Genomic DNA, 24,680 nt, shown 5'->3' with positions numbered 1-24,680 from the left:
GAGGGGGTCGCTGCGGGGTCGGGCTGGCTGGGAGTGGCCGCGGTCGTCACGCGCCGGAGTCTAACGACGGCACCGCAGCCCCGTGCTGCCCCGCCCGCGGGCATGGGTGAGGATGGGCCCATGAGCCAGCCGCCCCGGGACCCGCAGCGCCAGGCAGAGATCGCCTACGCGCGCGAGAAGGCGCGGTACTCCCTGCCCGTGCCCCTCTTCGCGCTCGTCGGGATCACCGCGATGTACCTGCCGCTGCCGCAGCGGTTCGTCGCCCTGCTGCCGCTCGTCATCGCGATGGTGCTGGCCGTGCGGCTGCTGCGCTTCCTGACGCCGCGACCGGGCCGGGAGAAGGTCTGGGCCGGGATCTCCCTCGCCGTGCTGATGCTGCCGGTGACCTCGCTGCTGCTGCAGGCCCTGATGTACGGGCCGGTCAGCCGCTACGAGGAGTGCGTCGCCGGGGCCCAGACGAACGTCGCCCGCGGACAGTGCGAGCGGCTGCGCGACGCGAGCCCGCTGGGGTTCATCGCGGACTGACGCGTCCGGTCCCCGGGGAGCCGGCCGACGCGTCGGCAGCGTCGGCAGCGTCGGCGCCGTCGGCGGCACCTGCGCTCCCGGCTCCGGCCGACGTGAACGCGGCCGAGGCGTCGGCCGCCCCTCGGTCCGGTCGTTCGCGCACGAGCAGGACCGCCAGCCACAGCAGCGCCCCGGCAAGCACCTCTGCAGCCAGGGCCGCCGCGAAGGCCCCGACCGGCACGCCGACGCGTGACAGCCGGTCGGTGCCCACCGCGCCGTTCGCGAGCGCCGTGAGCGCCACGACGACGGCCACCGGCAGCAGGGCGGCCACGGCGGTCGCGGTGACGCGCGCCCGGACGTTGCCGAAGAACTCGAGCTCGCGGTCGACACGCCGGGCCTGCAGCGCGCCGACGGCGACCGGCGCGAGGAGCACGAGGTACATCGCCGCCGGGTAGTCGGCCGACTGAGGCATCGCGCCGAGCACGGGCACGAGTGGCAGGAGGCCGGGCTGGGCGGCAGCCGGGGTGATCGCCCCGCCGAGCGCGAGCTGGAAGCCGGGCCCGGCGAGGAACCCGAGCGCCCACGTCGCCGCGTTCCCGAGCAGGGTCAGCTGCGCGAGGCCGAGCACGACGGTGGCGCCCGCGTTGACGCCGTACTCGTCCTGGATCGCCATGACCTGGCCCCATGACACGGCGAGCCGCGCCACGACGACGGCCGCCCCGAGCGTCAGCAGGACGCCGACTCCGCGCCAGCCGGTACGCCACACCGCCGGCAGCCACGTCGGCCCGCGGCGGAACCACGTGCGCACGAAGGCCGGAGCCGCGTCGTCCTCGGGGCGCAGGAGCACGAAGCCGAGGGCGAGCAGCGGCACGAGCAGCGAGCCGAGCACCGCTGCGACCCCCGGCGTCGCCGGGCCGCCGAGGGTGAAGAGCGCGAAGACCGCGGAGCCGGCGCCGTAGCCGACGACGAACCCCGGCACGACGCCCCAGCGCGCCACCTGGCTCCACGCGTCGGGACCGACGCGGAGCCGCTCCGTGGCGACGACGCGTCGGGCGAACCGGAAGGTGACGTGCACGAAGACGAGCAGGAGCAGCACCGGCGTCACCGAGAGCGTCACGCCCGCGGCGGTGCCGACCGACTGGCCGTGCCCGAGGAACCACACGGCGCTGCCGACGGACACCGCGGAGAACCACCCGAGCGAGCTCTCTGGAGCAGCCACCCAGCCGATGAGGGCGGGCAGACCGACGACCGACCACGTACCGACCGCGGCGAGCAGTCCGGCGCGCAGGGCCGCCGGGACGGCGGACGACGGGGTGGGGCTCGTGGCGGGCAGCGGACTCACTCCTGACGGGCCGGGCGTGCGGTCGTCTCCATGGTCGGCGCTCGGTCTGCCGGGAGCGAGCCCCCACGCCGGACGCGCCCGAACTCGTCACTGCCCCAGACGGTGTGACGGACGGAGCAGCCCAACCGACAGACAGCGTTCGGCGCGCGACGGAGACTGGAGGTGAAAGGGAGTGACCCTCCATGACCACCATCCGCTCCCGGGCCACGACGCTTCTCACCTGCGTCCTCGGCCCCCTTCTCGCCCTCGCCCTCGCGACCGTCGTCGCGGCCCCGGCGCCGGCCCAGACGGCCGCGGCCCGCGCCTCGTCCGCCGCCGGCATCAGCACCGCAGCGGTCGCCTACGCCGGCACCGTCTACCTCACCTTCGACGACGGCCCCAGCGCCACGTACACCCCGCAGGTCCTCGCGATCCTGCGCCGGTACGGCGTCAAGGCGGTCTTCTTCGAGGTCGGGCAGAACGTGTCCTGGTACCCCTCGATCACCCGCAGCCTCCGCTACTACGGCAACAAGATCGGCAACCACACGTGGAGCCACCCCGACCTCACGACGTTGTCGAGCTACTGGGTCACCTCCCAGCTCAACCGCATGGAGTCCGCGCTCGGCTACCGACCGCGCTGCGTGCGACCGCCCTACGGCGCGACGAACGCCCGGATCGCCGCGATCATCGCCGCGCGCGGCCAGCGACAGATCCTCTGGACCGTGGACCCGCGCGACTGGGCACGCCCCGGCACCTGGACGATCGTCAACAGGGTGCTCGCGAACGTCCGCGACGGCTCGCGGATCCTGCTGCACGACGGCGGCGGCAACCGCTCGCAGACCGTCGCGGCCCTCGACCTGCTCATCCCCCGTCTCCGCGCCCGCGGGTTCGTCGTCGGCCTGATGGCCTGCTGACGCGCAACGCGGCGCCGAGGCGGCAAGACCCGGCGTCCGGCGGCTCCCTCCCCCGGACGTCGGCCGGGCGGCCACCCGTGTGGGTGGCCGCCCGGAAGACGTGCTGCGAGGACCGGTGCGTCAGCCGGCGAGGCCCTTCATGATCTCGCGCATGAGGTCGGCGGTCTCGGTCGGCGTCTTGCCGACCTTGACGCCGGCGGCCTCGAGGGCCTCCTTCTTGGCCTGGGCCGTGCCCGAGGAACCGGACACGATGGCGCCGGCGTGTCCCATCGTCTTGCCCTCGGGGGCCGTGAACCCGGCGACGTAGCCGACGACCGGCTTGGTCACGTGCTCCTTGATGTAGGCCGCCGCGCGCTCCTCGGCGTCGCCACCGATCTCGCCGATCATGACGATCGCGTCGGTGTCGGGGTCGTTCTGGAACGCCTCGAGGCAGTCGATGTGCGTCGTGCCGATGATCGGGTCGCCACCGATGCCGACGGCCGAGCTGAAGCCGAAGTCCCGCAGCTCGTACATCATCTGGTAGGTCAGCGTGCCCGACTTCGAGACGAGACCGATGCGGCCGGTGCCCGAGATGTCGGCGGGGATGATGCCGGCGTTGCTGACGCCCGGCGTGATGAGCCCGGGGCAGTTCGGGCCGACGATGCGGGTCGTGCCCTTCTCCTTGGCGTAGTTGTAGAACTCCGCGGTGTCCTTGACGGCGACGCCCTCGGTGATGACGACGACGAGCGGCACCTCGGCGTCGACGGCCTCGACGGCGGCGGCCTTGGTGAAGGCGGCCGGGACGAAGATGACGCTGACGTTCGCGCCGGTCTGCGCGACGGCGTCGGCGACCGAGCCGAAGACGGGGACGCTGACGCCACCCTCGAAGTCGACGGTGGTGCCGGCCTTGCGCGGGTTGACGCCGCCGACGATGGTCGTACCGGACTTGAGCATGCGCTGCGTGTGCTTCATGCCCTCGGAGCCGGTCATGCCCTGGACGATGACCTTGGAGTCAGCGTTGAGGAAGATAGCCATGGTTGATCGTTCTCTCTCTCGGACTCTCGGGTTCAGGCCTGCGAGGCCAGCTCGGCGGCGCGGCGCGCGGCGCCGTCCATCGTCGGCTCGATCGTCACGAGGGGGTGGTTGCGCTCCTGCAGGATGCGGCGGCCCTCCTCGACGTTGTTGCCGTCGAGGCGCACGACGAGCGGGCGGTTCTCCTCGTCGCCGAGCGCGTCGAGCGCGCCGACGATGCCGTTGGCGACGGCGTCGCACGCCGTGATCCCGCCGAAGACGTTGACGAAGACGCTCTTGACCTGCGGGTCGGACAGGATGATGTGCAGGCCGTTGGCCATGACCTCGGCGCTGGCGCCGCCGCCGATGTCGAGGAAGTTCGCGGGCTTCTGGCCGCCGAACTGCTCACCGGCGTAGGCGACGACGTCGAGGGTGCTCATGACGAGACCCGCACCGTTGCCGATGATGCCGACGGAGCCGTCGAGCTTGACGTAGTTGAGGTCCTTCTCCTTGGCCGCGGCCTCGAGCGGGTCGGCGGCCGCCTTGTCCTCGAGGGCGGCGTGGTCCGCGTGGCGGAAGTCGGCGTTGGTGTCGAGGGAGACCTTGCCGTCGAGGGCCACGATCTTCCCGTCCTCGGTCTTGACGAGCGGGTTGACCTCGACGAGCGTCGCGTCCTCGTCGCGGTAGACGGTCCAGAGCTTCTGGACGACGTCGGCGATGGCCGCCTTGTCACCCTCGTCGAAGCCGGCGGCGTCGACGATCTCCTGCGCCTTCGCCGCGTCGATGCCGGTGTTCGGGTCGACGGCGATGCGTGCCAGGGCCTCGGGGCGCTCGACGGCGAGCTGCTCGATCTCCATGCCGCCCTCCTTGGAGCACATGGCGAGGTAGGTGCGGTTGGCACGGTCGAGCAGGATCGAGAAGTAGTACTCCTCGGCGATGCGGGCGCCCGCGGCGATCATCACGGTGCCGACGGTGTGGCCCTTGATGTCCATGCCGAGGATCTGCTCCGCGTGCGCCTGCGCCTCGTCGGCGCTCTTGGCGACCTTGACGCCGCCGGCCTTGCCGCGACCTCCGGTCTTGACCTGCGCCTTGACGACGGTGACGCCGCCCGACGTCTCGCCGATCCGCTCGGCGGCGGCACGCGCCTCCTCGGGCGTCGTCGCGGTGGCGCCTGCGAGCACGGGGACTCCGTGCTTCTCGAACATGTCGCGGGCTTGGTACTCGAAGAGATCCACGGGTGGGGTCCGTCCTCGTCGTCGATGGGGTCGTCGACTGCGCCGAGGAGGCGTCCGCCGGGCCACCCACGTGTGCACGCGGTCGGTCCTCGCGCCAGGGCGCAACCGAAAGAAGGCTGACCCTCGGACTCTAGTGCCCCCGGACCGGTGCCGATGTCACCGGGTGCGCGCGACGGGACGTGGATCACACCCGGTGTCCACGTCGTGGCCGCCACGCACCCGGCTGACCTGGGCCTCAGGCGGGTGCCTGCTGCGACACCGGCTCCTCCCGGTGGCCCGCGGCCGGGGAGCCCCCTCCACCGGCCGCGGGAGTCCACCTGCGCCACCACTCGTGGAATCCCAGACCCAGCAGCACGGTCGCCAGGGCGACCAGCGCCAACCCCGTCGACATCGCCGGCGTCAGGGTGATGGGCCCGCCGTCCTCGGCGCTGAGGGCCGGGAGGAACGTGATGGCCAGCCCCGCAAGGGACAGCAGCACCCGCAGCCAGACGTGTCGCACCGACGCCGCGAGCGCCACCCCGACTGCACCGGGCAGCAGGATCACGCCGGGACTGCCGAACAGCAGCAGTCCCGGGAGGGGCGCGAGACGCCACCACCTGGTGCGGCCCGACCCCCGCGCGCCGGCGGCCAGCCCGATCCCACCGCCGAGCAGGGCGCTGAGCCCGACAATGAGCAACGTTCCGCCCCAGGAGAACTCAGGTGTGGTCGAGACGAGTCGCATGAAGAGCCGGGCGAGGACGCCCCACCCCGCACCCAGGCCGAGCCCGACGGCCAGCCCCGACACGAGCCCTGATGGTCCGCGTCGGCCGGTCTGCGGCGCGCGCATCCTCACCACTCCACCGGGAGGCAGGCCAGCCGGGCCCCGGCCGCGCCGGTGACCGGGTTGGTCGGTGCGGCGTGCACGACGACCGAGCGCGCGCCGGACTGCACCGGGAAGCGCACGACCGCGCTCGAGTCGCCCCCACCGGAGTCGTCGACGGTGAAGTCGAGCCAGACCTCCGTGCCCGGTGACACCGTCGGCGGCAGGTGCCCGGCGTGCGCATCGGCGTTGTAGTGCCCCGATGCGAGCCCCGGCTGGCCGGCGGCGCACGGCCCGTCGTGCAGGTGCGCACCGAACGTGCGGCCCGCGACCGAGCGGTCGATGCCGCGCACGTGCAGCACGGCGGTCGTGCCCGACCCGTGCCCGACCAGCTGGACGCGGGCCGTCGCGTGGTCGAACGGGCCCGCGGCGACGGGGTCGTAGTCGCGCATCTCCCCCGACGACCGGACGACCACGGCGGCAGCCACCGCCGTCGATGCCAGTGCGACCACCCCCGACGCCGCGACCAGTCCGGCCATCCCTCCTCGAATCCTCCTGTGATGCATGGCTTTCACGCCCTCCCTCGTGTTGTGTGTTCCTACACTGGAGACGGGCGCGCCGGCCTGCCGGGCGACAGGGAGCTCAACAAAAAGAATTCGGAATCTTCCTGTCACCCGGACCGATCCGTCGCCCGTCTGTCGAGGTGATGGATGCCTTCCCTGCTGAGGTCGTGACCGCCGGAGTGGCCGGCGACGACTTCGACACCCGAGCCGCGGCGTTGTTCAACGCCGAGGCTCCATCACTGCTGCACCTGGCCCGGTTCTACGTCGACGACAAGACGGCGGCCGAGGACCTCGTGCAGGAGGCGTTCATCCGGCTGAGCCGCACCATGGGACGCGTCCGCGAGCCGTCCCGCGCCGCCGCGTACCTGCGCTCGATCGTCATCAACCTGGCCCGCGACCACAACCGCAGAGGGCTGGTGTCGCTGCACCACCGGCCCCCGGCGCCCGACGACGTGCCCTCTGCCGAGGAGTCCGCCCTCGGACGCAGCGCCCGCCAGGAGGTCATCGAGGCCCTGCGCGCCCTGCCGGGGCGACAGCGTGACTGCCTGACGCTGCGGTACTACTACGACATGTCGCCGGCCGACATCGCCGACGGCCTCGGCATGTCGGTGAACTCCGTCAAGACCCACCTCCAGCGAGGCCTCCGGGCCCTGCACGTCGCGCTCCGGGAGGCGCCATGAGCGACATCGAGCACCTCATCGAGGAGGCCCTGCGACCCGTGGGCGCCGCACCTCCCCCACCCTCGCGCGACCTGTTCGGCCGCGTCCTCGAGTCGGTCCACGACGACCAGCGCCGCAGGCGCAAGGTCCGACGCGTCGTCGCCCTCTGGGCGGCCGCCGTCGCAGTCGCGGTCCTCCTCGTGCTCCTGCTCACCCCCCGATCGGACGGAGTCCTGCTCATGCCCTGGTGGATCCTCGAGCTCGCGACGACGGCGGTGCTCGTCGGCATCGCGGTGTGGCTCGGCCCGTTCATCAAGCGGTTCGGCCGCGCCTACGCCGCCGACGTCTTCCACGACAACCCGGCCACCGGCAAGAGCTACATCGTGCTGACCGACGTCGTGTACTACCTCATCTTCGCCGCGTACATCCTCTTCACGGTGCAGCTCGGGCCACCGAAGGACGAGTGGGGCAACCTGTCCCAGACCGTCGTCGCCCCGCAGGTGCAGGCCGAGCTCGTCCGTATCGGCGGCATCCTGCTCGTCATCGGCGTGCTGCACGGGCTCAACATCGTGCTCATGCCGGTGCTCGGCCGGCTCTTCTCGCTCAACCGACGCGTCGACCGCATCCAGCGCGTCGAGCGCGCCGACCACGCGGACCGCCTCTGACCTTGCGGCGCCGGCGACGCGTCAGAATCGGGCGCGACTCGCGCAGGCGCCGCGTCAGGCGGGGTGGACGTTCGCGTGCACCCAGTCGACGATCTCGCGCGTCGTCGCACCGGGCGTGAACACCTTGGCGACCCCGAGCCGCTCGAGCTCGGGGATGTCGTCGTCGGGGATGATGCCGCCGCCGAAGACGACGATGTCGCTCGCGTCGCGCTCGCGGAGCAGCTCGACGACGCGGGCGAAGAGCGTCAGGTGCGCCCCGGAGAGGACCGAGAGGCCGACGACGTCGGCGTCCTCCTGGATGGCCGCCTCGACGATCTGCTCGGGCGTCTGGTGCAGGCCCGTGTAGATGACCTCCATGCCGGCGTCGCGCAGTGCGCGGGCCACCACCTTGGCCCCGCGGTCGTGCCCGTCGAGGCCGGGCTTGGCCACGACGACTCGGATGACGTCGGCCGACACGGCACCAGGGGTCTCGCTCATGGGCGGAACTCTAGCCAGACCCGCCGAAGGTGCAGCACGAAAGTGACCAGCCACCCATTACCCGGGGTAACGTCACCGCCGTGGGCGCCTCCCAACGCGTGACGACGTCGTCGCGAGCCGAGTCCGCCCCGGCCCGTCGGACGCGTGGCGCCGTGAACGCCAGGAGCGCCCTCGACGCGGTCGGGGAGGTTGCCGCTGCCCTGCTGACGCCCACCGGACTGGCCGGCGCGGCCCTCGAGGCCACCTGGATCGGCCTGCACATGGCGCTCTGGCCCGTCGGGCACCTCGGCGCTCGAGCCTCCGACCGCCGCGACGGCTACCGCGTCGGGCACCTGACGCCGAGCCAGCGCGGCCTCATCGTCAGCGACGTCGAGGCGGCGGGTACCCCGATCCTGCTCGTGCACGGCATGGTCGACAACAGGTCCATCTTCACCGTCCTGCGCCGGGGGCTGTCCCGGCGCGGCTTCGGGCGCATCGACACCATCAACTACTCGCTGTTCACCGGCGACGTCCGCGCCGCGGCCGCCGACCTCGGCACGGAGGTCGAGCGGATCGTCGAGGAGACCGGCTACGAGCGCATCCACGTCATCGGCCACTCGATGGGCGGGCTCATCGCCCGCTACTACGTGACGCGTCTCGGCGGCGACGCGCACGTCCACACGCTCGTGACGCTGGGCACCCCGCACCGGGGCAGCTACCTCGCCTACGCGTGGAACAACGGCCTCACGCGCCAGCTGCGCCCCCGCAGCCGGCTCTTCGCCGAGCTCGCCCGGCCGGTGCGCGACTGCCAGACCCGGTTCATCGCCTACTGGTCCGACCTCGACCAGGTCGTCGTGCCGCAGCGCAACGCGGCCCTGCACCACCCCGACCTCAACGTCCACAACATCGCGCTGCACGGCGTCGGGCACATGAGCATCCCGATCACGAGCAGCGTCGTGCACGGCATCTCGGCCGCGCTCGCCCACCTCGACGCCACCGGCGCGACGCTGACGCCCGGCGTCAGCCCGCTGCGCACCCGCCACACGCCCGACGGCGGCACGCCGAAACCACGCGGTGGAAAACCGCCACGGAAGGCGCAGATGCCCTAGGGTCGGGCTCAGTCGCGAACCCTCCACCGCGCCGCTGGCCCCCTGCGTTCTCAACCGTTTTTTGCGTCACGAAACGGTCACGTTACGCTGGGCGCTCGCATCCGGAACCGATAGGTCATTCTTCCGTGCCCAGCAACAACAGCTACACCGGCCGGCACCGGCCGCCCTCGAAGCCGTCGCGGGGTCGACAGTTCGTCGTCCCCGTCGCTGTGCTCTCCTCGACCGTCGCCGGAGGCCTCGTCATCCGGCAGGCCGGCGCACAGGAGCTGAGCCCCGAGGCCGCCGCCATGAAGAACGTGTCGAACTCCGTCGCCGGTCTCGGCCTCGCCGCCGACCCGGGCGCCGTCGCCGCTGCCGCCGACAACCGGGCCGGTTCCCGCTCCTCCCGCGACATGGCCCGCGACGCGAGCGCCATCATCACCCGCGCCACCACCTCCGCCGAGCAGGCCGCGGACGCCGCCAACGAGGCCGCCGACGCCGAGCAGGCGCGCAAGCAGGCCAAGGCCGAGGCCGCCCGCCTGGCCGAGGAGGCAGCCAAGGCCCGGGCCATCGCCCGGGCCCACCGGTGGGTCGTCCCGGTCGCCGGCTACACCCTCACCTCGGGCTTCGGCTGGCGCTGGGGCAAGATGCACCCGGCCCAGGACCTCGCCGTCGCCACCGGCACCCCCGTCCACGCCCTCTCCAGCGGCACGGTCGTCTTCGCCGGCTGGTCCACCGAGGGCTACGGCTACATGGTCAAGATCCGCTACTGGGACGGCACCGTGTCGTGGATGGCCCACAACAGCCGCCTCGTCGTCTCGGTCGGCGACTCGGTCGAGCCGGGTCAGCTCGTCTCCTACAGCGGCTCCACCGGCAACTCGACCGGTCCGCACGTGCACCTCGAGATCCACCCCGAGGACGGCTCGGCCGTGGCCCCGCGCCCCTGGCTCGCCGAGCGCGGCGTCAACCTCTGAGCCTCCCGGCCCCCCGCAACACCCGCAGCACCGACGCGACCGGCGTCACGACACGAGGCCCACCCCACCCGGGGCGGGCCTCGTCGCGTGTCCGGCGGTGTGCGTCCGGCTCAGAGCTTGACGAGGGGTGCGTAGCGCAGCAGCAGCCGCTTGGTGCCGGTGTCGGGCCCGAAGTCGACGTGCGCCATCGACTTGTCGCCCTCCCCCTCGACCCGCACGACGGTACCGAGGCCGAACGCGTCGTGGCTGACGCGGTCACCGGCGTCGAGCGAGATGACCGGACGCTTGCCGGGGCTGCGGACGCCGGGGCGGGCCGCGAGCGTCGCCACGGCCGGTCGGTCGGACCCGCGGGCCCCGCTGAAGGACGGGCCGAGCCGCTGCCAGTCGAGCAGGTCGCCGGGGATCTCGTCGAGGAAGCGCGACGGCGGGTTGTACTGCGGGGCACCCCAGGCCGAGCGCACGGCCGCACGCGTCAGGTAGAGACGCTCGCGGGCGCGGGTGATGCCGACGTAGGCGAGCCGGCGCTCCTCCTCGAGCTCCTTCGGGTCGCCGAGGGCGCGCAGGTGCGGGAAGGTGCCGTCCTCCATACCGGTGAGGAAGACGACGGGGAACTCGAGGCCCTTGGCCGTGTGGAGCGTCATGAGCGTGACGACGCCCTGGGCCTGCGCCTCGGGCTCGTCGGGGATCTCGTCGGCGTCGGCCACGAGCGAGACCTGCTCGAGGAACTCCTCGAGCGGGCCCGCCGGCGCGACGTCCTCGGGCTCGGCGTCGGGCTGACCCGGCGTCGAGGTGGCCTCGCCCGTGACCTCGGCCTCCGCGGCGTCGCGGGCCCGACGCTCGTCGTACTCCTGCGCGACGGCGACGAGCTCGGCGAGGTTCTCGATGCGGGTCTCGTCCTGCGGGTCCTGGCTGGCCCGCAGCTCGGCGAGGTAGCCGCTCTGGTCGAGGACGGCCTCGAGGAGCGTGGCGATGCCGCCGCCGCTCTCGTAGACGAGCCGCAGCTGCTCGAGCATCGAGGTGAAGCCCTGGATCGCGGCGACCGACCGGGTCGCGATGCCCGGGGCGTCCTCTGCCCGGCCGAGGGCCGCGACGAAGGGGATGCGCTCGCGCTCGGCCAGGGCCGCCACGCACGCCTCGGCGCGGTCGCCGATGCCCCGCTTGGGCGTGTTGAGGATGCGACGCAGGTTGACGGTGTCGGTGGGGTTGGACACGACACGGAGGTAGGCGAGGGCGTCCTTGATCTCGCGCCGCTCGTAGAACCGGGTGCCGCCAACCACCTTGTACGGCAGGCCGGTCCGCACGAGGACCTCCTCGACGGCGCGGCTCTGCGCGTTGGTGCGGTAGAAGACGGCGACGTCACCGGGCTTGACGCCGTGCTCGGCGAGGTCGTCGATCTGCTTGGCGACGAAGGCAGCCTCGTCGTGCTCGTTGTCGGCGACGTAGCCGACGATCATCGCGCCGTCGCCGGAGTCGGTCCAGAGGTTCTTGGCCCGACGCCCCTCGTTGCGGGCGATGACGGCGTTGGCGGCGCGGAGGATGCGCTGCGTGGAGCGGTAGTTCTGCTCGAGCAGGATGGTGCGGGCGTCCGGGTAGTCCTTCTCGAACTCGAGGATGTTGCGGATCGTCGCGCCGCGGAAGGCGTAGATCGACTGGTCGGAGTCGCCGACCACACACAGCTCGGCCGGCGGCACGGCGTAGGCGCCCTCCGGGCCCTTGACCTCGCCGACGAGCTCGCGGATCAGCTGGTACTGCGCCTGGTTGGTGTCCTGGTACTCGTCGACGAGCACGTGCCGGAACCGGCGCCGGTAGTACTCGGCGACGTCCGGGAAGGCCTGCAGGATGTTGACGGTCATCATGATGATGTCGTCGAAGTCGAGGGCGTTGGCCTGGCGCAGGCGACGCTGGTACTGGGTGTAGGCCTGCGACACGGTGCGGTCGTAGTGGTTGCCCTCGGCCACCTGCGAGGCGTAGGTCTCCTCGTCGATGAGCTCGTTCTTGAGGTTGCTGACCTGCGAGGAGAAGGAGCGCGGCGGGTAGCGCTTGGGGTCGAGGTCGAGGTCGCGCAGCACGAGGCCCATGAGGCGCTGGCTGTCGGCGGCGTCGTAGATCGAGAACGTCGACTTCATGCCGACCTTGGCGGCCTCGCGCCGCAGGATCCGCACGCACGCCGAGTGGAAGGTCATGACCCACATGGCGCGCGCCCGCGGGCCGACGATGGCCTCGACGCGCTCGCGCATCTCGGCCGCCGCCTTGTTCGTGAAGGTGATGGCCAGGACCTGGCCCGGCTGCACACCGCGCTCGCCGAGCAGCCAGGCGATGCGGTGGGTCAGGACGCGGGTCTTGCCCGAGCCGGCGCCGGCGACGATGAGCAGGGGGCCGCCCTCGTGGACGACGGCCTCGCGCTGCTGCGGGTTGAGCCCCAGCAGGAGCTCCTCGGGGTCGAGGTGGGGCGCTGCGCCCGGCGTGGCGACGCCACCCTGCGCGGCGGCCTCGGCCCACGTCGGCACGCCACGCTCGGTGACCTCGCCGGCGCGCCCGGCCGCCGGTGGGGTGCCGGCCCCGCCGCGCTCGAATCCGGGCATGGGGAGGTCGTCGAAGAGCGTGCTCATGATGGGGCCCAGCCTACGTCGGACCACCCACACCACCCGACCACGGCACGATGGGTGCATGACCCCCGACCAGAGCGCCGAGCAGAGCGCCGAGCGGACCCCCGAGCACAGCTCCGGTGCGCGCACCGACTCCGCGCCGCTCCCGGAGTGCCCCGCCTTCCTCGTGCGCCCCGCCCTCCCGGACGACGTGCCCGAGCTGCTGCGCCTCGTGCGGGCCCTCGCCCTCTACGAGAAGGAGCCCGAGGCGGCCGTCGCGACGCCTGAGCAGTTCACCGTGGCCCTCTTCCCCACCGACGGGGCACCCGTGGCGTCGGCGCACGTCGCCGTCCGGCCCGACGGACGCGTCGCCGGCATGGCGCTGTGGTTCACGACCTTCTCCACGTGGACCGGGCAGCCCGGCATCTGGCTCGAGGACCTCTTCGTCGACCCCGCTGCGCGCGGTGGCGGCATCGGCACGGCACTGCTCTCCGAGCTGGCGACCACGTGCGTCGAGCGCGGGTGGACGCGCCTGGAGTGGACGGTGCTCGACTGGAACACCCCCTCGATCGCCTTCTACCGCTCGCACGGGGCGCACCCCCTCGACGACTGGACCACCTTCCGCGTCGACGGTGACGCGCTGACGCGGCTGGCGACCTCCTAGGCCATGGCCACGCGCCCCCGACCCGGGTCGCCCGGAACGCCAGGAACGCCAGGAACGCCAGGAACACCCGGCGAGCCCGCCGCTCGCCCCGGGCGGCCACCCCGACGGATGGGCTCGGCCGACGTGCTCTGGCTGACCATGGACCGTCCGACCAACCTCATGGTCGTGGTGTCCGTCGTGCTCCTCGAGTCGGTGCCCGACTGGGACCGCGTGCTCGACGTGCTGCGCACCCGGATCGTCGAGCCCTACCCCGTGTTCAGCCAGCGCCCCCGGCGGTCCGCGCGGATCCTGGGCCGCTACCGGTGGGAGGACGACCCCGACTTCGACCTCGCGCGGCACGTGCGACGGGTCACCCTGTCCGGCCGCGGGACCGCCGCCGAGGCCGACGCGGAGCTGCAGGCCTACGTCGAGGAGCAGCTCCCGCGTCCGTTCGAGCGCACGCGTCCGCTCTGGGAGGTACACCTCGTCGAGGGCCACGGGCCGGGAGCGGCGCTCGTGTTCCGCAGCCACCACGCCCTCGCCGACGGGATCGCCCTGACACGCGTGCTGCTCGGGCTGACCGAGGACGCCGACGGTGTGCCGGGCGACCTCGTCGGGCCTCCGGCGGCCGCCGACCTGGCATCCCTGCCCGTCGGCGCCCCCGCATCGCCCGGTGCCCTCGGCCCGGGCCTGCGACTCGCCCGTGCCTCCGCGCGCTCCGCCTGGAACCGCCTGCGTTCCAAGGGGGCTCGCACCGCTGTCACCGACGCGGCCGGCTTCACCCTCCGCACCGGCCAGGTCGTCTCCGACCTGCTGCTGACGACCAACCCGACCAGCGCGGTCGGCGGCGTGCCCGGGCGGGGCAAGCGTCTCGTCTGGACCCAGCCCCTGCCGCTCGGCGGCCTCAAGGGCGTCGGCAGGCTCGTCGGTGCCACCCTCAACGACGTGCTGATGAGCGCCGTCGCGGGCGCCCTGCACGTCTACCAGCAGGAGCACGGTCGCACGCCGGTCGACCTCGTGACGATGGTGCCCGTCAACGTCAGGCCGCTCGACGAGCCGTTGCCGCGCGAGCTCGGCAACCGGTTCGCCCTCGTCTTCCTGCGCTTCCCGAGCGGCGACGCGACGCCGCTCGGTCGCCTCGCGCTGTCCAAGGCGCGGATGGACTGGCTCAAGGCCTCGCCCGAGGCCGCCCTCACCTTCGCCCTCATCTCCGTCATCGGTCGCTTCCCGGCCGCGCTCGAGCGCCGGGTCGTCGACTTCTTCGCCGACAAGGCGATCGGGGTCACGACCAACGTCGCCGGGCCGCGGCAGGTCCGGTACCTCGCGGGCGTCCGGGTGGCCGGGGTGCTCGGCTGGGTGCCCGGCTCGGGGCGCCACACGCTCGGGTTCTGCATCGTCACCTACGACGACACGCTGCGGGTCGGCATCATGGCCGACGCGTCGGTCGTCCCCGACCCCGAGGCGCTGCTGGTGGCTCTCGAGGAGGAGGTGGCCGTGCTCGTCCGCATCGGGGCCGCTGCCCCCACCGCTCCCACCGCTCCGACCGCTCCGGGGGCGCGGCGTCGACGGTCGTAGGGTGGCGAGCATGACCACCGCCACCAGCGTCTTCGTCACCGAGCCCGGCGACCGCAGCGTCCTCGAGCTGCGCGAGCACGACGTGCCCGAGCCAGGACCGGGCGAGGTGCAGGTCGAGGTCGCGGCCGCCGGGGTCAACTTCATCGACGTCTACAAGCGCCAGGGTGTCTACACCGTCCCGACGCCGTTCGTCCTCGGGGAGGAGGGCGCGGGCACCGTCGTCGCCGTCGGCCATGGCGTCGAGGGCTTCGCGACGGGCGACCGCGTCGCGTGGTGCCAGTCGCTCGGCAGCGAGTCGACGCTCGTCAACAAGGCTTCCACCGCGCTCGTCCACGTGCCCGACGGCCTCGACCTCGAGGTGGCCGCGGCCGCGATGCTCCAGGGCCTCACCGCGCACTACCTCGTGACGAGCACGTTCGCCGTGTCCGAGGGCGACGTCGCACTCGTGCACGCGGCCGCGGGTGGCGTCGGGCAGCTGCTCGTCCAGATGGTCACGCAAGGCGGCGCCACCGTCGTCGCGACGGCAGGCACCGACGAGAAGCTCGCCATCGCAACGGATCTCGGCGCCCAGCACGTCATCAACTACTCGCAGTTCTCGGCTGCCGAAGACCTCGCGACGGCGATCCGCGCGGCGGCCGGCCGCGGCGTCGACGTCGCCTACGACGGCGTCGGCAAGGCGACCTTCGACGCTTCGCTCGCCTCCCTGCGCCCGCGCGGCACGATGGTCCTCTTCGGCGGGGCCAGCGGACAGGTGCCGCCGTTCGACATCCAGCGCCTCAACGCCGGCGGCTCGCTCTTCCTCACCCGGCCGAAGCTCGGGGACCACGTGGCCACGCGCGAGGAGTACGAGTGGCGGGCCGGCGAGGTGCTCGGCGCCATCGCTGCCGGCGCGCTCAGGCTCGAGGTCGGCGGGCGCTACTCGTTCGCCGACGTCGCCGACGCGTACGAGGCCCTCGAGGGCCGCCGCACCACGGGCAAGCTCGTCCTGGTGCCCGGCCGGTGACCCGGGCACTCCTGCGCCACGACCGCATCTGGACCGGCGTCACGGCCGGTGGCGCCTCGCCGTGGACCGACGCGCTGCTCGTCGAGGACGGACGCGTCGTGGCCGTCGGCTCCGACGCCCGCGAGGCCGCCACGGTCGGCTCCTGCGGGGTCGTCGACCTGCCGGGCGTCGTCGTCATGCCGGGCCTGCACGACGCGCACGTGCACACCGAGTGGCTCTCGCGCGACATGGCCTCCGTCGACCTGCGCGACGCCACGTCGCTCGAGGAGGCGCTGGGACGCGTCGCGGCCCACGCGTCGACGCTCCCGCCCGGCACCGGCCTGCACAGCGGGCGCTGGAACCACAACGTGTGGGAGGTGCCGGTCCAGCCCGACCGGCGCGCCCTCGACTCGGTCACCGAAGGACGCCTCGCCGCGCTGGCGAGCGTCGACGGCCACACCATCTGGGCCAACACGGCGACGTTGCGCGCCGCGGGCATCACCCGGCACACCCCCGACCCCGTCGGTGGCGAGATCGACCGTGACGTCGACGGCGAGCCCACCGGCATCCTGCGCGAGAAGGCCCAGGAGCTGCTGCTCGTCATCGACCACGACGAGGGACCGCTGCGGCCGTGGCTCGAGCGGTGCCAGCAACGGCTGCTGTCGGTCGGCCTCACGAGCATCACCGACATCGACGGCGAGGACGCCCGCGACGCCTACGCCGCGATGCACGCCGACGGCGTCCTGCAGCTGCGGGTCACCAAGTGCACCCGCGACGGCGACCTCGAGGCCGCCATCGCCCAGGGGCGCCGGTCAGGCCAGGGCGACGACGTGTTCCGCGTCGGGCCGGTCAAGTTCTTCAGCGACGGCGCCCTCGGCTCGCACACCGCGCACATGACCGAGCCCTTCGTCGGCCACGAGGGGTGCGGCATCGCGGCCATGCCGCACGACGTGCTGCTCGAGCGCACGCTGCTCGCCGTGCGGTCGGGGCTCGACGTCGCGACGCACGCCATCGGCGACGAGGCCAACCGGCTCGTCCTCGACGTGTTCGAGGCGGTCCGCGCGTCCGGTGGGGTCGGTGCCGACGCCCTGCTGCGCGTCGAGCACGCCCAGCACGTGCGGCCCGTCGACGTGCCGCGGTTCCGGGCGCTCGGCGTCGTCGCCTCGATGCAGCCGAGCCACTGCACGGCCGACCTCGACCTCGCCGACGCCATCATCGGCCCGCGGCGGCTCGCCTCCTACGCGTGGCGCACCTTCCTCGACGCCGGTGTCGCCGTGGCGTTCGGGTCGGATGCCCCGGTCGAGGACCCGAACCCCTTCTGGGGGTTGCACGCCGCCGTGACACGCCAGCGCGCCGACGGGTACCCACTCGGCGGCTGGCGTCCGGAGGAGCGGGTCACCCTCGACGAGGCCGTGCACGCGTTCACCGTCGCGGCCCACGCGTCGGTCGGGCGCACCGACGTGGGACGCCTGGCCCTCGGACAGCTCGCCGACCTCGTCTGCCTCGACCGCGACCCGTGGGCGCTGGAGCACTCGGAGCCCGCCGCGATCCGCGACACCCGGGTGCTCCAGACCCGCATCGCCGGCGCCCTCGTCGACGACGCCTCCTGACCCCACCCCGCCGGCAGCATCCCGAACACCCACCGCGGTTCAGGATGACGACCATCATCACCCAGCCCGCCGCGTTGCCGACCGACCTGTGCTCAGCGCCGCGATGGTGGTCGTCATCCGGGACACCGCGGCGCGCGCCATGGTGTCCCGGACCCAGTCCTGCCGTGCCATCGCCTGGTGGTGCGAGAACCGCAGCACGAGCCAGCCGTCGAGGGTCAGCTCGTCGTAGCGCTCGCAGTCGATGTCGATCTGGCGCGGGTTGGTGTGGAACTCGTGGCTGTCGCCCTCGACGACGATCCGCAGCCCGGCGTCGCTCAGGTCCGGGTGGATGGTGCGGCCGGCGCTCCGAATGGGTGCCTGCGGCACGAGGCGCAGCCCGGGCACCTCGAGCGAGATGGCGCGGAGCACCGACTCGAACGGGTTGGCCGCCTTGCCGCTCGCCTCCCGCGCCACGCGGAGAGCCGCCGCACGACCTGAGCGCGGAACGGCACCTGCTGCGGCGAGCAGCTGGTCGCTGGTGACGCGGCGGTGCCGGAGCGCGGAGTCCGCCACGGCCAGGGCCTCGTCGAGGGGCAGCGTCCGCGCGCAGTCGATGACGGTGCGCAGTGGCGTCGTCACCTCCCCGTCGTGGACATCGTGCGCGTCGAGGACGCGCCATTGCACCTGACACGCCCGCTGGTCCTCGGGACGGACGCGTCGACCCCTGGGCACGGCGACCTCCGGCCGCGTCGGCTGGGTCTTGAGCGGCAGACGCCACATGGCCGCGGCGCTCCGACCGACCGCGACGCCGTTGACACGGCGAACCGCCCGACGGGCAGCATCGGCGGTGGGGAGGGCGTAGTGGCCCGGCGCGTCGCGCACGAGGACGCCGTCACGCACGGCGGCCGAGATCTCGCGCCCGGTGAACCGCGGCGTCAGCTCACCCCTCCTGGCGACGCCGCCGAGAGCAGTGACGAATCGGACCAGAGGAGCGGCACTGGGCATGAGCCGACTCTGGCCGAGCCGAGCACGGCACCGAGCGCGTCATCCACAGCGACCCAAGACGTTCAGGATGACGACCACGAATGCCATCCCGAGGCCGCTCCGAGCACGGGTCGGGCTCGAAATGCCGAATGGTGGTCGTCTTCCTGAACGCTCGCCGCCGACGTGTGGCGGGTGGGACGGGGTGCTCACTCGACGTGGAGGGGCACCGATGGCACGGGGCGGCGTGTGGCGGGTGGGACGGGGTGCTCACTCGACGTGGAGGGGCACCGATGGCGCGGGGCGGCGGGTGGCGGGTGGGACGAGGTGCTCAGCCGGGGACGACGGACAGGAGGAGGGTGGCGAACCAGGTCAGGGCGCCGACGACGAGCAGGAAGATGCCGATGACGGCGACGTTGCCCGCTCCCTCGGCGCCCTGGGCTGCGGCCGCGCGACGCCGCCGCCGGCCGATGACGACGAGCACCGTGCCGGCCACCAGCCACACGAGCCCGATGAGGACGCCCGCGAGAACGCCTGCGTCCCAACGCATCCGGAGTACCTCCGCTTCAGCGGCCGGTGGTCACACCCACAGGGCTGCGACGGCGACGTTGACGACCGCCCCGCCGCCCGCGACGTCGAGGAAGGTGCCGGCGTCCTCGCCGCGCTTGGAGCGGGCGTGCCCGATCTCGGCCATGGCGGCCACGACGAGGGCGATGACGAGCTTGACGGCGATCTTCGTGTTGTTGATGTGGTGCTCCTCGTCCTTGAGCGCCTCGGCGATGCCGACGAGGATGACACCGGTAACGATCTGGGCCCGGGCTCCCCACACGACCGGTGCGATGACCGTGCGCCCCGAGCGGACGGCGATCCAGCCGCCCACGATGGCGGCCATGCCGAGCAGGTGGAGCACGACGAGCAGGTTGTAGACGAGGTCCATGGCGGTCATCCTACGGAGCGTCGTAGTCGCGTCGCGCGAGGGCCCGCAGCGCGTCGAGCCGGCGCCACGAGCTGGTGAGCGGCACGTCGTCGATCTCGTGCGGGGCGAACCACCGCGCGTCGGCCGTCGTGCCGCCGATGTCGTGGACGACCGGGTCGCCGGGCGTGGGGCACGTGGCCGCGTAGACGATGCGCACGGCGTGGAAGTCCTCGACGACGCCCGACGGGGCGCGGCCGAACCAGTGCGAGGACTGCACGGCGACCAGGTCGCCGAGCTCGACGCGTTGCCCGGTCTCCTCCCACACCTCGCGGTGCAGGCCGTCGACGGGGGCCTCGCCCTCGTCGAGCCCACCGCCGGGCAGGCCCCACTCCCCCTCGACGTTGGTGAGGTTGGTGAACTCGGTGAGCAGCACGCCCCGCGCGCTCGTGACGACGGCGTACGCGGCGACGCGCTGGTGGGGCACGGCGGGGTCGCCGACGCGCACATCGGGGTCGCGGAAGACGGTCCCCGGCGGCGGCACCTCGCCGACGAGCGGGCTTGCGCGGTAGGCGATCTCGAGCGTGCCGTCATCCGCCATCGACGACGTCAGAGGCGCGTCGACCGCCCACCCGGCCAGGCCGAGCACGTGCACCGGGTCGGCGCCGTGGTGCAGCGGCTCCGACGCCACCCGCTCGCCCGACGCCGCCAGCGCGACGATGCGGATGCCGCCGGGCACGTTGGTCCTCATCGGCGCACCAGCCCGACGGCGCGCTCGTACTCGGACACCGCGAGCCGGGCCACGCGCGACCACTCCTGCGCGGGCGGCTGGGCGAGGTTGCGGGCCCTCATGCGGGCCACCTCGGCGGGGTCGCGGGCGAGGTCGGCGATCGCCAGGGCCATGGCGTCGTCGCTGTCGACGACGCGTCCGTTGACGCCGTCAATGACGAACTCGCTGACGCCGGAACCCTGCCGGCCGATCACGGGCAGCCCGACGGTGCGGGCCTCTAGGGCGGCGATGCCGAACGACTCCAGGCGCGCCGGCGACAGGTAGACATCGGAGGCTGCGTAGCGCTCGCGCACCTCGTCGCGGCTGACGCGTCCGGGCAGGTGGACCCAGTCGAGGCCGTGGTGGCGCACGTACCTCTCGACACGACCGCGGTCGGGCCCCTCACCGAGCACCGTCAGCTCGAGCGACCCGGGGCCGGCGAGGGCAGCGGCGCGCTCGACGAGCGCGACGAGCGCGGCCGGCCGCTTCCGTGCGGCGAGACGCATCGCGGTGACGAGGCGCAGCGGGCCGGGCGCCCGCTCGCCCGGGACGCCGACGGCCCATCGGGCAGCGTCGATACCGTTGGGCAGCACCCCGACGTGCACGCCGTCGCCGACGAGGCGGCGCAGCGGCTCGGCCGCCACGTCGGACACCGCCGACATCGCGACGCCGCGTGAAGCCCAGCGGCGCACGAACCCGGCCGCGCCGAAGGCCGGCGCGACGCCGGCGAGCATGCAGTGCCACGTCATCGCGGTCGGCAGACCGAGTCCCACGGTGACGCGCGTGCAGTCCCACGCGAACGGGGACACGACGCCGGTCTGGACGTGCGCGACGTCGAAGCCGCCCTCGACGAGCCGCCGGCGCAGCTCCTTCGGGGCCCACGGGTTGACGGGCAGCTCCCACGGCACCCGGGCGGCGAGCCGGTGCACCGCGACGCCGTCGACGACCGTCACCTCGCCGTGCATCTGCCCCTCGGGCCCGCGGGTCGCGGTGAACGCCTCCACCTCGTGGCCGAGCGCGAGCAGCTGCTGGGCGAGGTCGTGGGTCTGCACCTCGATACCGCCGAGCCGCGGCAGGTAACAGTCGGAGAGCAGCGCCACCTTCACGGGTCACACTCTGTCATGGGCCAAGATGGGGCCGATGCCGCACACTCTGGTCGCCTTCCACGCCCACCCCGACGACGAGGCCCTGCTCACCTCGGGCACGATGGCGCGCGCCGCCGCCGAGGGGCACCGCGTCGTCGTCGTCGTGGCCACCGACGGCGAGCTCGGCCTCGCCGCGAGCGAGTTCACGGGTGAAGGCCGGCTCGCCGCCACGCGCATGGACGAGCTCCGCACGAGCGCCCGCGCCCTCGGCGTCGCCCGCGTCGAGCATCTCGGGTACGCCGACAGCGGCCTCGGCCCGGACGTCGCTCCCGACCCGCCGGGAGCGACGCGGTTCGTGCGCGCCGACGTCGAGGAGGCCGCGACGCGCCTGGCCGCGATCCTGCGCGAGGAGGACGCCGACGTCCTGCTGCACTACGAACCGAACGGCGGTTACGGCCACCCCGACCACAAGAAGGTCCACGAGGTCGGGACCCGGGCTGCCCAGATCGCCGGCACGCCGACCGTGCTCGAGGCGACGGTGCCCCGCGACACGATCTGCCGGGCCATCGACCTCGCCGCGAAGGTCTACCGGTTCCCACCGGAGTTCGACCGCTCGAGCTTCGACCGGGCGTTCTCGGCCCGCAGCGAGATCACCCACCGCATCAGCGTCCGGCGGCACATCGCGGCCAAACGCGCATCCATGCGCGCGCACGCCTCCCAGGCGAGCGCGGACGGCGGCGCCGACCGCACGCTCGCCGCGTTCCTGCGCATCCCCCGCCCGCTCTACGACCTCGTCTTCGGTCGGGAGTGGTTCGTCGACCGGTCGCTGCCGCCGGGCAGCCCGGTGCGACGCGACGTCTTCGACGGCCTCGACTGACGCCGCGCCACCGCTCCATCCATGCGAAGACGCGGGCGGTGTGAGTCCTGTCGCGGACGCCGGCCACCGGGTCGCAGCAGCACGATGATGGAGGGGTGAGGTGGCGTCGACGCGTACCCACGCTCTTCTTCCTCGCCTCCGCAGGCCTGCTGGGCGGTGGTGCCATCGTCGCCGTCGCCGGGCTCCGCACCGGGAACGACGCCTGGTCCGAGGCGGCGCGCGCGCTGTGGCTCGCCGCGACGGTCCTCGGTCTCGTCGTGTCCTGCTGGACGACGGCGCGGGCCGTGCTCGCACGCCGCGCCAGTGTCGACGTCGTGGCCGTCCTCGCCCTCGCGGGCGCCCTCTGGGTCGGTGAGGCCTTCGCGGGCGCGATGATCACCGTCATGCTCGCGAGCGGGCAGCTGCTCGAGGCGCGGGCCGCCGCACGGGCCGACCGCGACCTGCGCCTGCTCGTCGAACGGACGCCGCGCACAGCCCGCCGCCGCGGGGCCACGTCGATCGACGTCGTGCCGGTCGAGCAGGTGCAGCGCGGCGACGTCCTCGTCGTGGGCACCGGGGAGGTCGTCCCGGTGGACGGCCGGGTGCTCGGGCCGGCGAGCCTCGACGAGTCGGCCCTGACCGGCGAGCCGATGCCGGTCGAGCACCCCGCCGGCGACGACGTCCGCAGCGGCGTCGTCAACGCCGGGCCGCCCGTCGACCTCGTGGCGACGACCCTCGCGGCCGACTCGACCTACGCCCACGTGGTCCGTCTGGTCGAGCAGGCGCAGGCCGCCTCGGCACCGCTCGTGCGCACCGCGGACCGCTTCGCCGCTCTCTTCGTACCCTTCACGCTGCTCGTCGCCGGCCTCGCGTGGTGGCTCGGCGGGACGCCGGTGCGGGCCGTGGCGGTGCTCGTCGTCGCGACGCCGTGCCCCCTGCTGCTCGCGGCGCCCGTGGCCGTCATGTCGGGGGTGTCGCGGGCCGCGCGGATCGGCGTCGTCGTCAAGGGCGGCGCCGCGCTCGAGGGGCTCGCGGCCGGGCAGGTCATGCTCTTCGACAAGACCGGCACCCTGACGCACGGCCGCCCCGAGGTGACGTCGGTCGTCGTGCCGCCGCCGGCGTCGGGCGCCGGCACCGACGCGTCGGCGCAGGCCGATGTCGTCCGGCTCGCCGCGTCGCTCGACCAGGTGTCGCCGCACCCGCTCGCGAGCGCGGTCGTCGGTGCGGCGCGGGCCCGCGGCCTGCCCCTGACGCTGCCCACCGACGTCCGCGAGGTGCACGGCTACGGCCTCGAGGGACGCGTCGAGGACCACGTCGTACGGCTCGGCAAGGCGTCGTGGACGGTCGGCGCCGACGCGCCGGGATGGGTGTCCCAGGCCCGGCGCCGGGCCACCCTCGACGGCTGCCTCACGGTGTTCGCGTCGGTCGACGGCCAGCCGGCCGGCGTGTTCCTCCTCGCGGACCCGATCCGCGAGGACGCGCCACGGATGCTCACGGCACTGCGCGAGGCCGGCATCGAGCGGACCGTGCTCGTGACCGGCGACCGGCACGACGTCGCCGAGACCGTCGGACGGGTCGTCGGCGTCGACGCCGTGCTCGCCGACCACGACCCCGCCGCCAAGCTCGCGGCGATCCGCGACGAGTCGGCGCACGCTCGCACCATCATGGTCGGGGACGGCGTCAACGACGCCCCGGCGCTGGCCGCGGCCGGCGTCGGCGTCGCGCTCGCGGCCCGGGGCGCGACGGCGTCCTCGGAGGCCGCCGACGTCGTGCTCACGGTCGACCGCGTCGACCGGCTCGCCGACGCCATCCTCATCGCGCGCCGGTCGCGGCGGATCGCCCTCGAGGCGGTGGTCGTCGGGATGGGGCTGTCGGTCGTGGCGATGGGCGCGGCCGCGGCAGGCCTGCTGGCACCCGCGGCCGGCGCGGTGCTCCAGGAGGCCATCGACGTGCTCGCGATCGCCATCGCGCTGCGGGTGCTGCTGCCGGGGCGGATGCACACCGTGTCGATGTCGGACGCCGACGTCGCGACCGCGCGTCGGTTGCGCGAGGGCCACGAGGTGGCACTGGTGGCCGTCGAGTCGATCCGCACCGTCGCCGACGGGCTCGACCGCCACGACCCCGACATCGCCCCGGTCGTCGCGCTGCTCGCGCGCCTCGAGCGCGACCTCGTGCCGCACGAGCGGGCCGACGAGGACGAGCTGATGCCGATCGTGACGCGTGCCCTGGGCGCGCCGGCCGCGCGCGGACTGCGGCGCACCCACGCCGAGATCGAGCAGCAGGTCGGCCGGCTGCGCCGCCTCCTCGACGACATCACCGACGCGGGACGCGTCCGTCCCGAGGACGTCACCGAGCTGCGCCGGCTGCTCTACGGCCTCTACGCGGTGTGCCGCCTGCACAACGCGCAGGAGGAGGAGGGCGCGTTCGCGCTCGTGCCGCACACCGCGGGAACGCCTGCGGCACAGGCCGACCCGACGCCACGGCGTCCGTGACGCACAGACGTCAGGTAACCGCCGGACGACCGTCGGTCACCG

Annotated in this window: 24 protein-coding genes; 12 read left to right on the top strand and 12 right to left on the bottom strand. The window is 73.5% G+C overall.

Features of this window, described 5'->3' with window-relative positions; all coding sequences use genetic code 11:
• Positions 1-120 precede the first annotated feature (120 nt).
• Positions 121-525, top strand: coding sequence for a hypothetical protein (locus AC3A5R_RS14735; RefSeq protein WP_487621518.1), 405 nt, complete (start codon positions 121-123; stop codon positions 523-525).
• On the opposite strand, the gene AC3A5R_RS14730 is transcribed toward AC3A5R_RS14735, so the two are convergent.
• The gene (locus AC3A5R_RS14730; RefSeq protein ID WP_487621517.1) at positions 512-1,846 is read right to left on the bottom strand and encodes a cell division protein PerM; all 1,335 of its coding nucleotides are present in this window, start codon (positions 1,844-1,846) and stop codon (positions 512-514) included. The genes AC3A5R_RS14735 and AC3A5R_RS14730 overlap by 14 nt on opposite strands.
• A gap of 182 nt (positions 1,847-2,028) precedes the next feature.
• On the opposite strand from AC3A5R_RS14730, the gene AC3A5R_RS14725 reads away from it, so the two are divergent.
• On the top strand, positions 2,029-2,739 hold the full coding sequence (locus tag AC3A5R_RS14725; RefSeq protein WP_487621516.1) for a polysaccharide deacetylase family protein: 711 nt from the start codon (positions 2,029-2,031) through the stop codon (positions 2,737-2,739).
• Positions 2,740-2,859: 120 nt separating this feature from the next.
• Here AC3A5R_RS14725 and sucD read toward each other — a convergent pair whose 3' ends face one another.
• From sucD to AC3A5R_RS14705, 4 genes are all read right to left on the bottom strand, one after another.
• Positions 2,860-3,753 carry a succinate--CoA ligase subunit alpha gene (gene sucD, locus AC3A5R_RS14720; RefSeq protein WP_487621515.1) on the bottom strand — a complete coding sequence of 298 codons (894 nt, stop codon included), beginning with the start codon at positions 3,751-3,753 and terminating at the stop codon, positions 2,860-2,862.
• A 32-nt stretch (positions 3,754-3,785) separates the two neighbouring features.
• Entirely contained in the window at positions 3,786-4,964 is a 1,179-nt protein-coding gene (gene sucC / locus AC3A5R_RS14715) for an ADP-forming succinate--CoA ligase subunit beta (RefSeq protein WP_487621514.1), read from the bottom strand.
• A 235-nt stretch (positions 4,965-5,199) separates the two neighbouring features.
• A complete protein-coding gene (locus AC3A5R_RS14710; protein WP_487621513.1) occupies positions 5,200-5,790 on the bottom strand; it encodes a hypothetical protein in 591 nt (196 codons plus the stop codon).
• A 2-nt stretch (positions 5,791-5,792) separates the two neighbouring features.
• On the bottom strand, positions 5,793-6,302 hold the full coding sequence (locus AC3A5R_RS14705; RefSeq protein ID WP_487621512.1) for a hypothetical protein: 510 nt from the start codon (positions 6,300-6,302) through the stop codon (positions 5,793-5,795).
• A gap of 191 nt (positions 6,303-6,493) precedes the next feature.
• Here AC3A5R_RS14705 and AC3A5R_RS14700 point away from each other — a divergent pair, with 191 nt between their 5' ends.
• Positions 6,494-7,006 carry an RNA polymerase sigma factor gene (locus tag AC3A5R_RS14700; protein WP_487621511.1) on the top strand — a complete coding sequence of 171 codons (513 nt, stop codon included), beginning with the start codon at positions 6,494-6,496 and terminating at the stop codon, positions 7,004-7,006.
• Complete coding sequence (locus AC3A5R_RS14695) at positions 7,003-7,650, top strand: hypothetical protein (protein ID WP_487621510.1); 648 nt, start codon at positions 7,003-7,005, stop codon at positions 7,648-7,650. The genes AC3A5R_RS14700 and AC3A5R_RS14695 overlap by 4 nt, the downstream gene beginning before the upstream one ends.
• Before the next feature lie 54 nt (positions 7,651-7,704).
• Here the strand turns inward: AC3A5R_RS14695 and icmB are convergent, their stop codons facing one another.
• Complete coding sequence (gene icmB, locus AC3A5R_RS14690; protein WP_487621509.1) at positions 7,705-8,127, bottom strand: coenzyme B12-dependent isobutyryl CoA mutase small subunit; 423 nt, start codon at positions 8,125-8,127, stop codon at positions 7,705-7,707.
• Between the two features lie 152 nt (positions 8,128-8,279).
• On the opposite strand from icmB, the gene AC3A5R_RS14685 reads away from it, so the two are divergent.
• Together AC3A5R_RS14685 and AC3A5R_RS14680 are read left to right on the top strand one after the other, a co-directional pair.
• Positions 8,280-9,215: an esterase/lipase family protein gene (locus tag AC3A5R_RS14685; RefSeq protein WP_487621508.1), complete on the top strand. Its 936-nt coding sequence runs from the start codon at positions 8,280-8,282 to the stop codon at positions 9,213-9,215.
• Between the two features lie 125 nt (positions 9,216-9,340).
• Positions 9,341-10,168 carry a M23 family metallopeptidase gene (locus tag AC3A5R_RS14680; RefSeq protein ID WP_487621507.1) on the top strand — a complete coding sequence of 276 codons (828 nt, stop codon included), beginning with the start codon at positions 9,341-9,343 and terminating at the stop codon, positions 10,166-10,168.
• Positions 10,169-10,278: 110 nt separating this feature from the next.
• On the opposite strand, the gene pcrA is transcribed toward AC3A5R_RS14680, so the two are convergent.
• Positions 10,279-12,777 carry a DNA helicase PcrA gene (gene pcrA / locus AC3A5R_RS14675; RefSeq protein ID WP_487621506.1) on the bottom strand — a complete coding sequence of 833 codons (2,499 nt, stop codon included), beginning with the start codon at positions 12,775-12,777 and terminating at the stop codon, positions 10,279-10,281.
• 58 nt (positions 12,778-12,835) lie between these two features.
• On the opposite strand from pcrA, the gene AC3A5R_RS14670 reads away from it, so the two are divergent.
• From AC3A5R_RS14670 to AC3A5R_RS14655, 4 genes are read left to right on the top strand one after another with little or no spacing between them, the layout of a single operon-like run.
• Complete coding sequence (locus AC3A5R_RS14670) at positions 12,836-13,417, top strand: N-acetyltransferase family protein (RefSeq protein WP_487621505.1); 582 nt, start codon at positions 12,836-12,838, stop codon at positions 13,415-13,417.
• A gap of 3 nt (positions 13,418-13,420) precedes the next feature.
• Positions 13,421-14,971 (top strand): wax ester/triacylglycerol synthase family O-acyltransferase, encoded by a 1,551-nt coding sequence (locus tag AC3A5R_RS14665; protein WP_487621504.1) that lies wholly within the window; start codon positions 13,421-13,423, stop codon positions 14,969-14,971.
• A gap of 10 nt (positions 14,972-14,981) precedes the next feature.
• A complete protein-coding gene (locus AC3A5R_RS14660) occupies positions 14,982-15,974 on the top strand; it encodes a quinone oxidoreductase family protein (protein ID WP_487621503.1) in 993 nt (330 codons plus the stop codon).
• Positions 15,971-17,563 carry an amidohydrolase gene (locus AC3A5R_RS14655; protein ID WP_487621502.1) on the top strand — a complete coding sequence of 531 codons (1,593 nt, stop codon included), beginning with the start codon at positions 15,971-15,973 and terminating at the stop codon, positions 17,561-17,563. Before AC3A5R_RS14660 ends, AC3A5R_RS14655 begins: the two co-directional genes overlap by 4 nt.
• Positions 17,564-17,620: 57 nt before the next feature.
• On the opposite strand, the gene AC3A5R_RS14650 is transcribed toward AC3A5R_RS14655, so the two are convergent.
• The 5 genes from AC3A5R_RS14650 to AC3A5R_RS14630 all read right to left on the bottom strand — a co-directional run bounded on the left by AC3A5R_RS14650 (position 17,621) and on the right by AC3A5R_RS14630 (position 21,311).
• Positions 17,621-18,547 (bottom strand): type IV toxin-antitoxin system AbiEi family antitoxin domain-containing protein, encoded by a 927-nt coding sequence (locus AC3A5R_RS14650; protein ID WP_487621501.1) that lies wholly within the window; start codon positions 18,545-18,547, stop codon positions 17,621-17,623.
• Positions 18,548-18,854: 307 nt separating this feature from the next.
• Entirely contained in the window at positions 18,855-19,073 is a 219-nt protein-coding gene (locus AC3A5R_RS14645; RefSeq protein WP_487621500.1) for a hypothetical protein, read from the bottom strand.
• A 30-nt stretch (positions 19,074-19,103) separates the two neighbouring features.
• The gene (locus tag AC3A5R_RS14640) at positions 19,104-19,469 is read right to left on the bottom strand and encodes a hypothetical protein (RefSeq protein WP_487621499.1); all 366 of its coding nucleotides are present in this window, start codon (positions 19,467-19,469) and stop codon (positions 19,104-19,106) included.
• Position 19,470: 1 nt separating this feature from the next.
• Entirely contained in the window at positions 19,471-20,187 is a 717-nt protein-coding gene (locus tag AC3A5R_RS14635; RefSeq protein WP_487621498.1) for an NUDIX hydrolase, read from the bottom strand.
• On the bottom strand, positions 20,184-21,311 hold the full coding sequence (locus AC3A5R_RS14630; protein WP_487621497.1) for a glycosyltransferase: 1,128 nt from the start codon (positions 21,309-21,311) through the stop codon (positions 20,184-20,186). Before AC3A5R_RS14630 ends, AC3A5R_RS14635 begins: the two co-directional genes overlap by 4 nt.
• A gap of 34 nt (positions 21,312-21,345) precedes the next feature.
• Here AC3A5R_RS14630 and AC3A5R_RS14625 point away from each other — a divergent pair, with 34 nt between their 5' ends.
• Both AC3A5R_RS14625 and AC3A5R_RS14620 read left to right on the top strand, forming a co-directional pair.
• On the top strand, positions 21,346-22,167 hold the full coding sequence (locus AC3A5R_RS14625; RefSeq protein ID WP_487621496.1) for a PIG-L deacetylase family protein: 822 nt from the start codon (positions 21,346-21,348) through the stop codon (positions 22,165-22,167).
• A gap of 95 nt (positions 22,168-22,262) precedes the next feature.
• The gene (locus AC3A5R_RS14620) at positions 22,263-24,638 is read left to right on the top strand and encodes a heavy metal translocating P-type ATPase (protein WP_487621495.1); all 2,376 of its coding nucleotides are present in this window, start codon (positions 22,263-22,265) and stop codon (positions 24,636-24,638) included.
• The last annotated feature ends 42 nt before the right edge of the window (positions 24,639-24,680 follow it).

It is taken from the genome of Intrasporangium sp. Soil_C_50, from assembly GCF_057656595.1.
The sequence above is the reverse complement of the archived record's forward strand: the minus strand, read 5'-3'. Positions and strand labels throughout refer to the sequence as shown.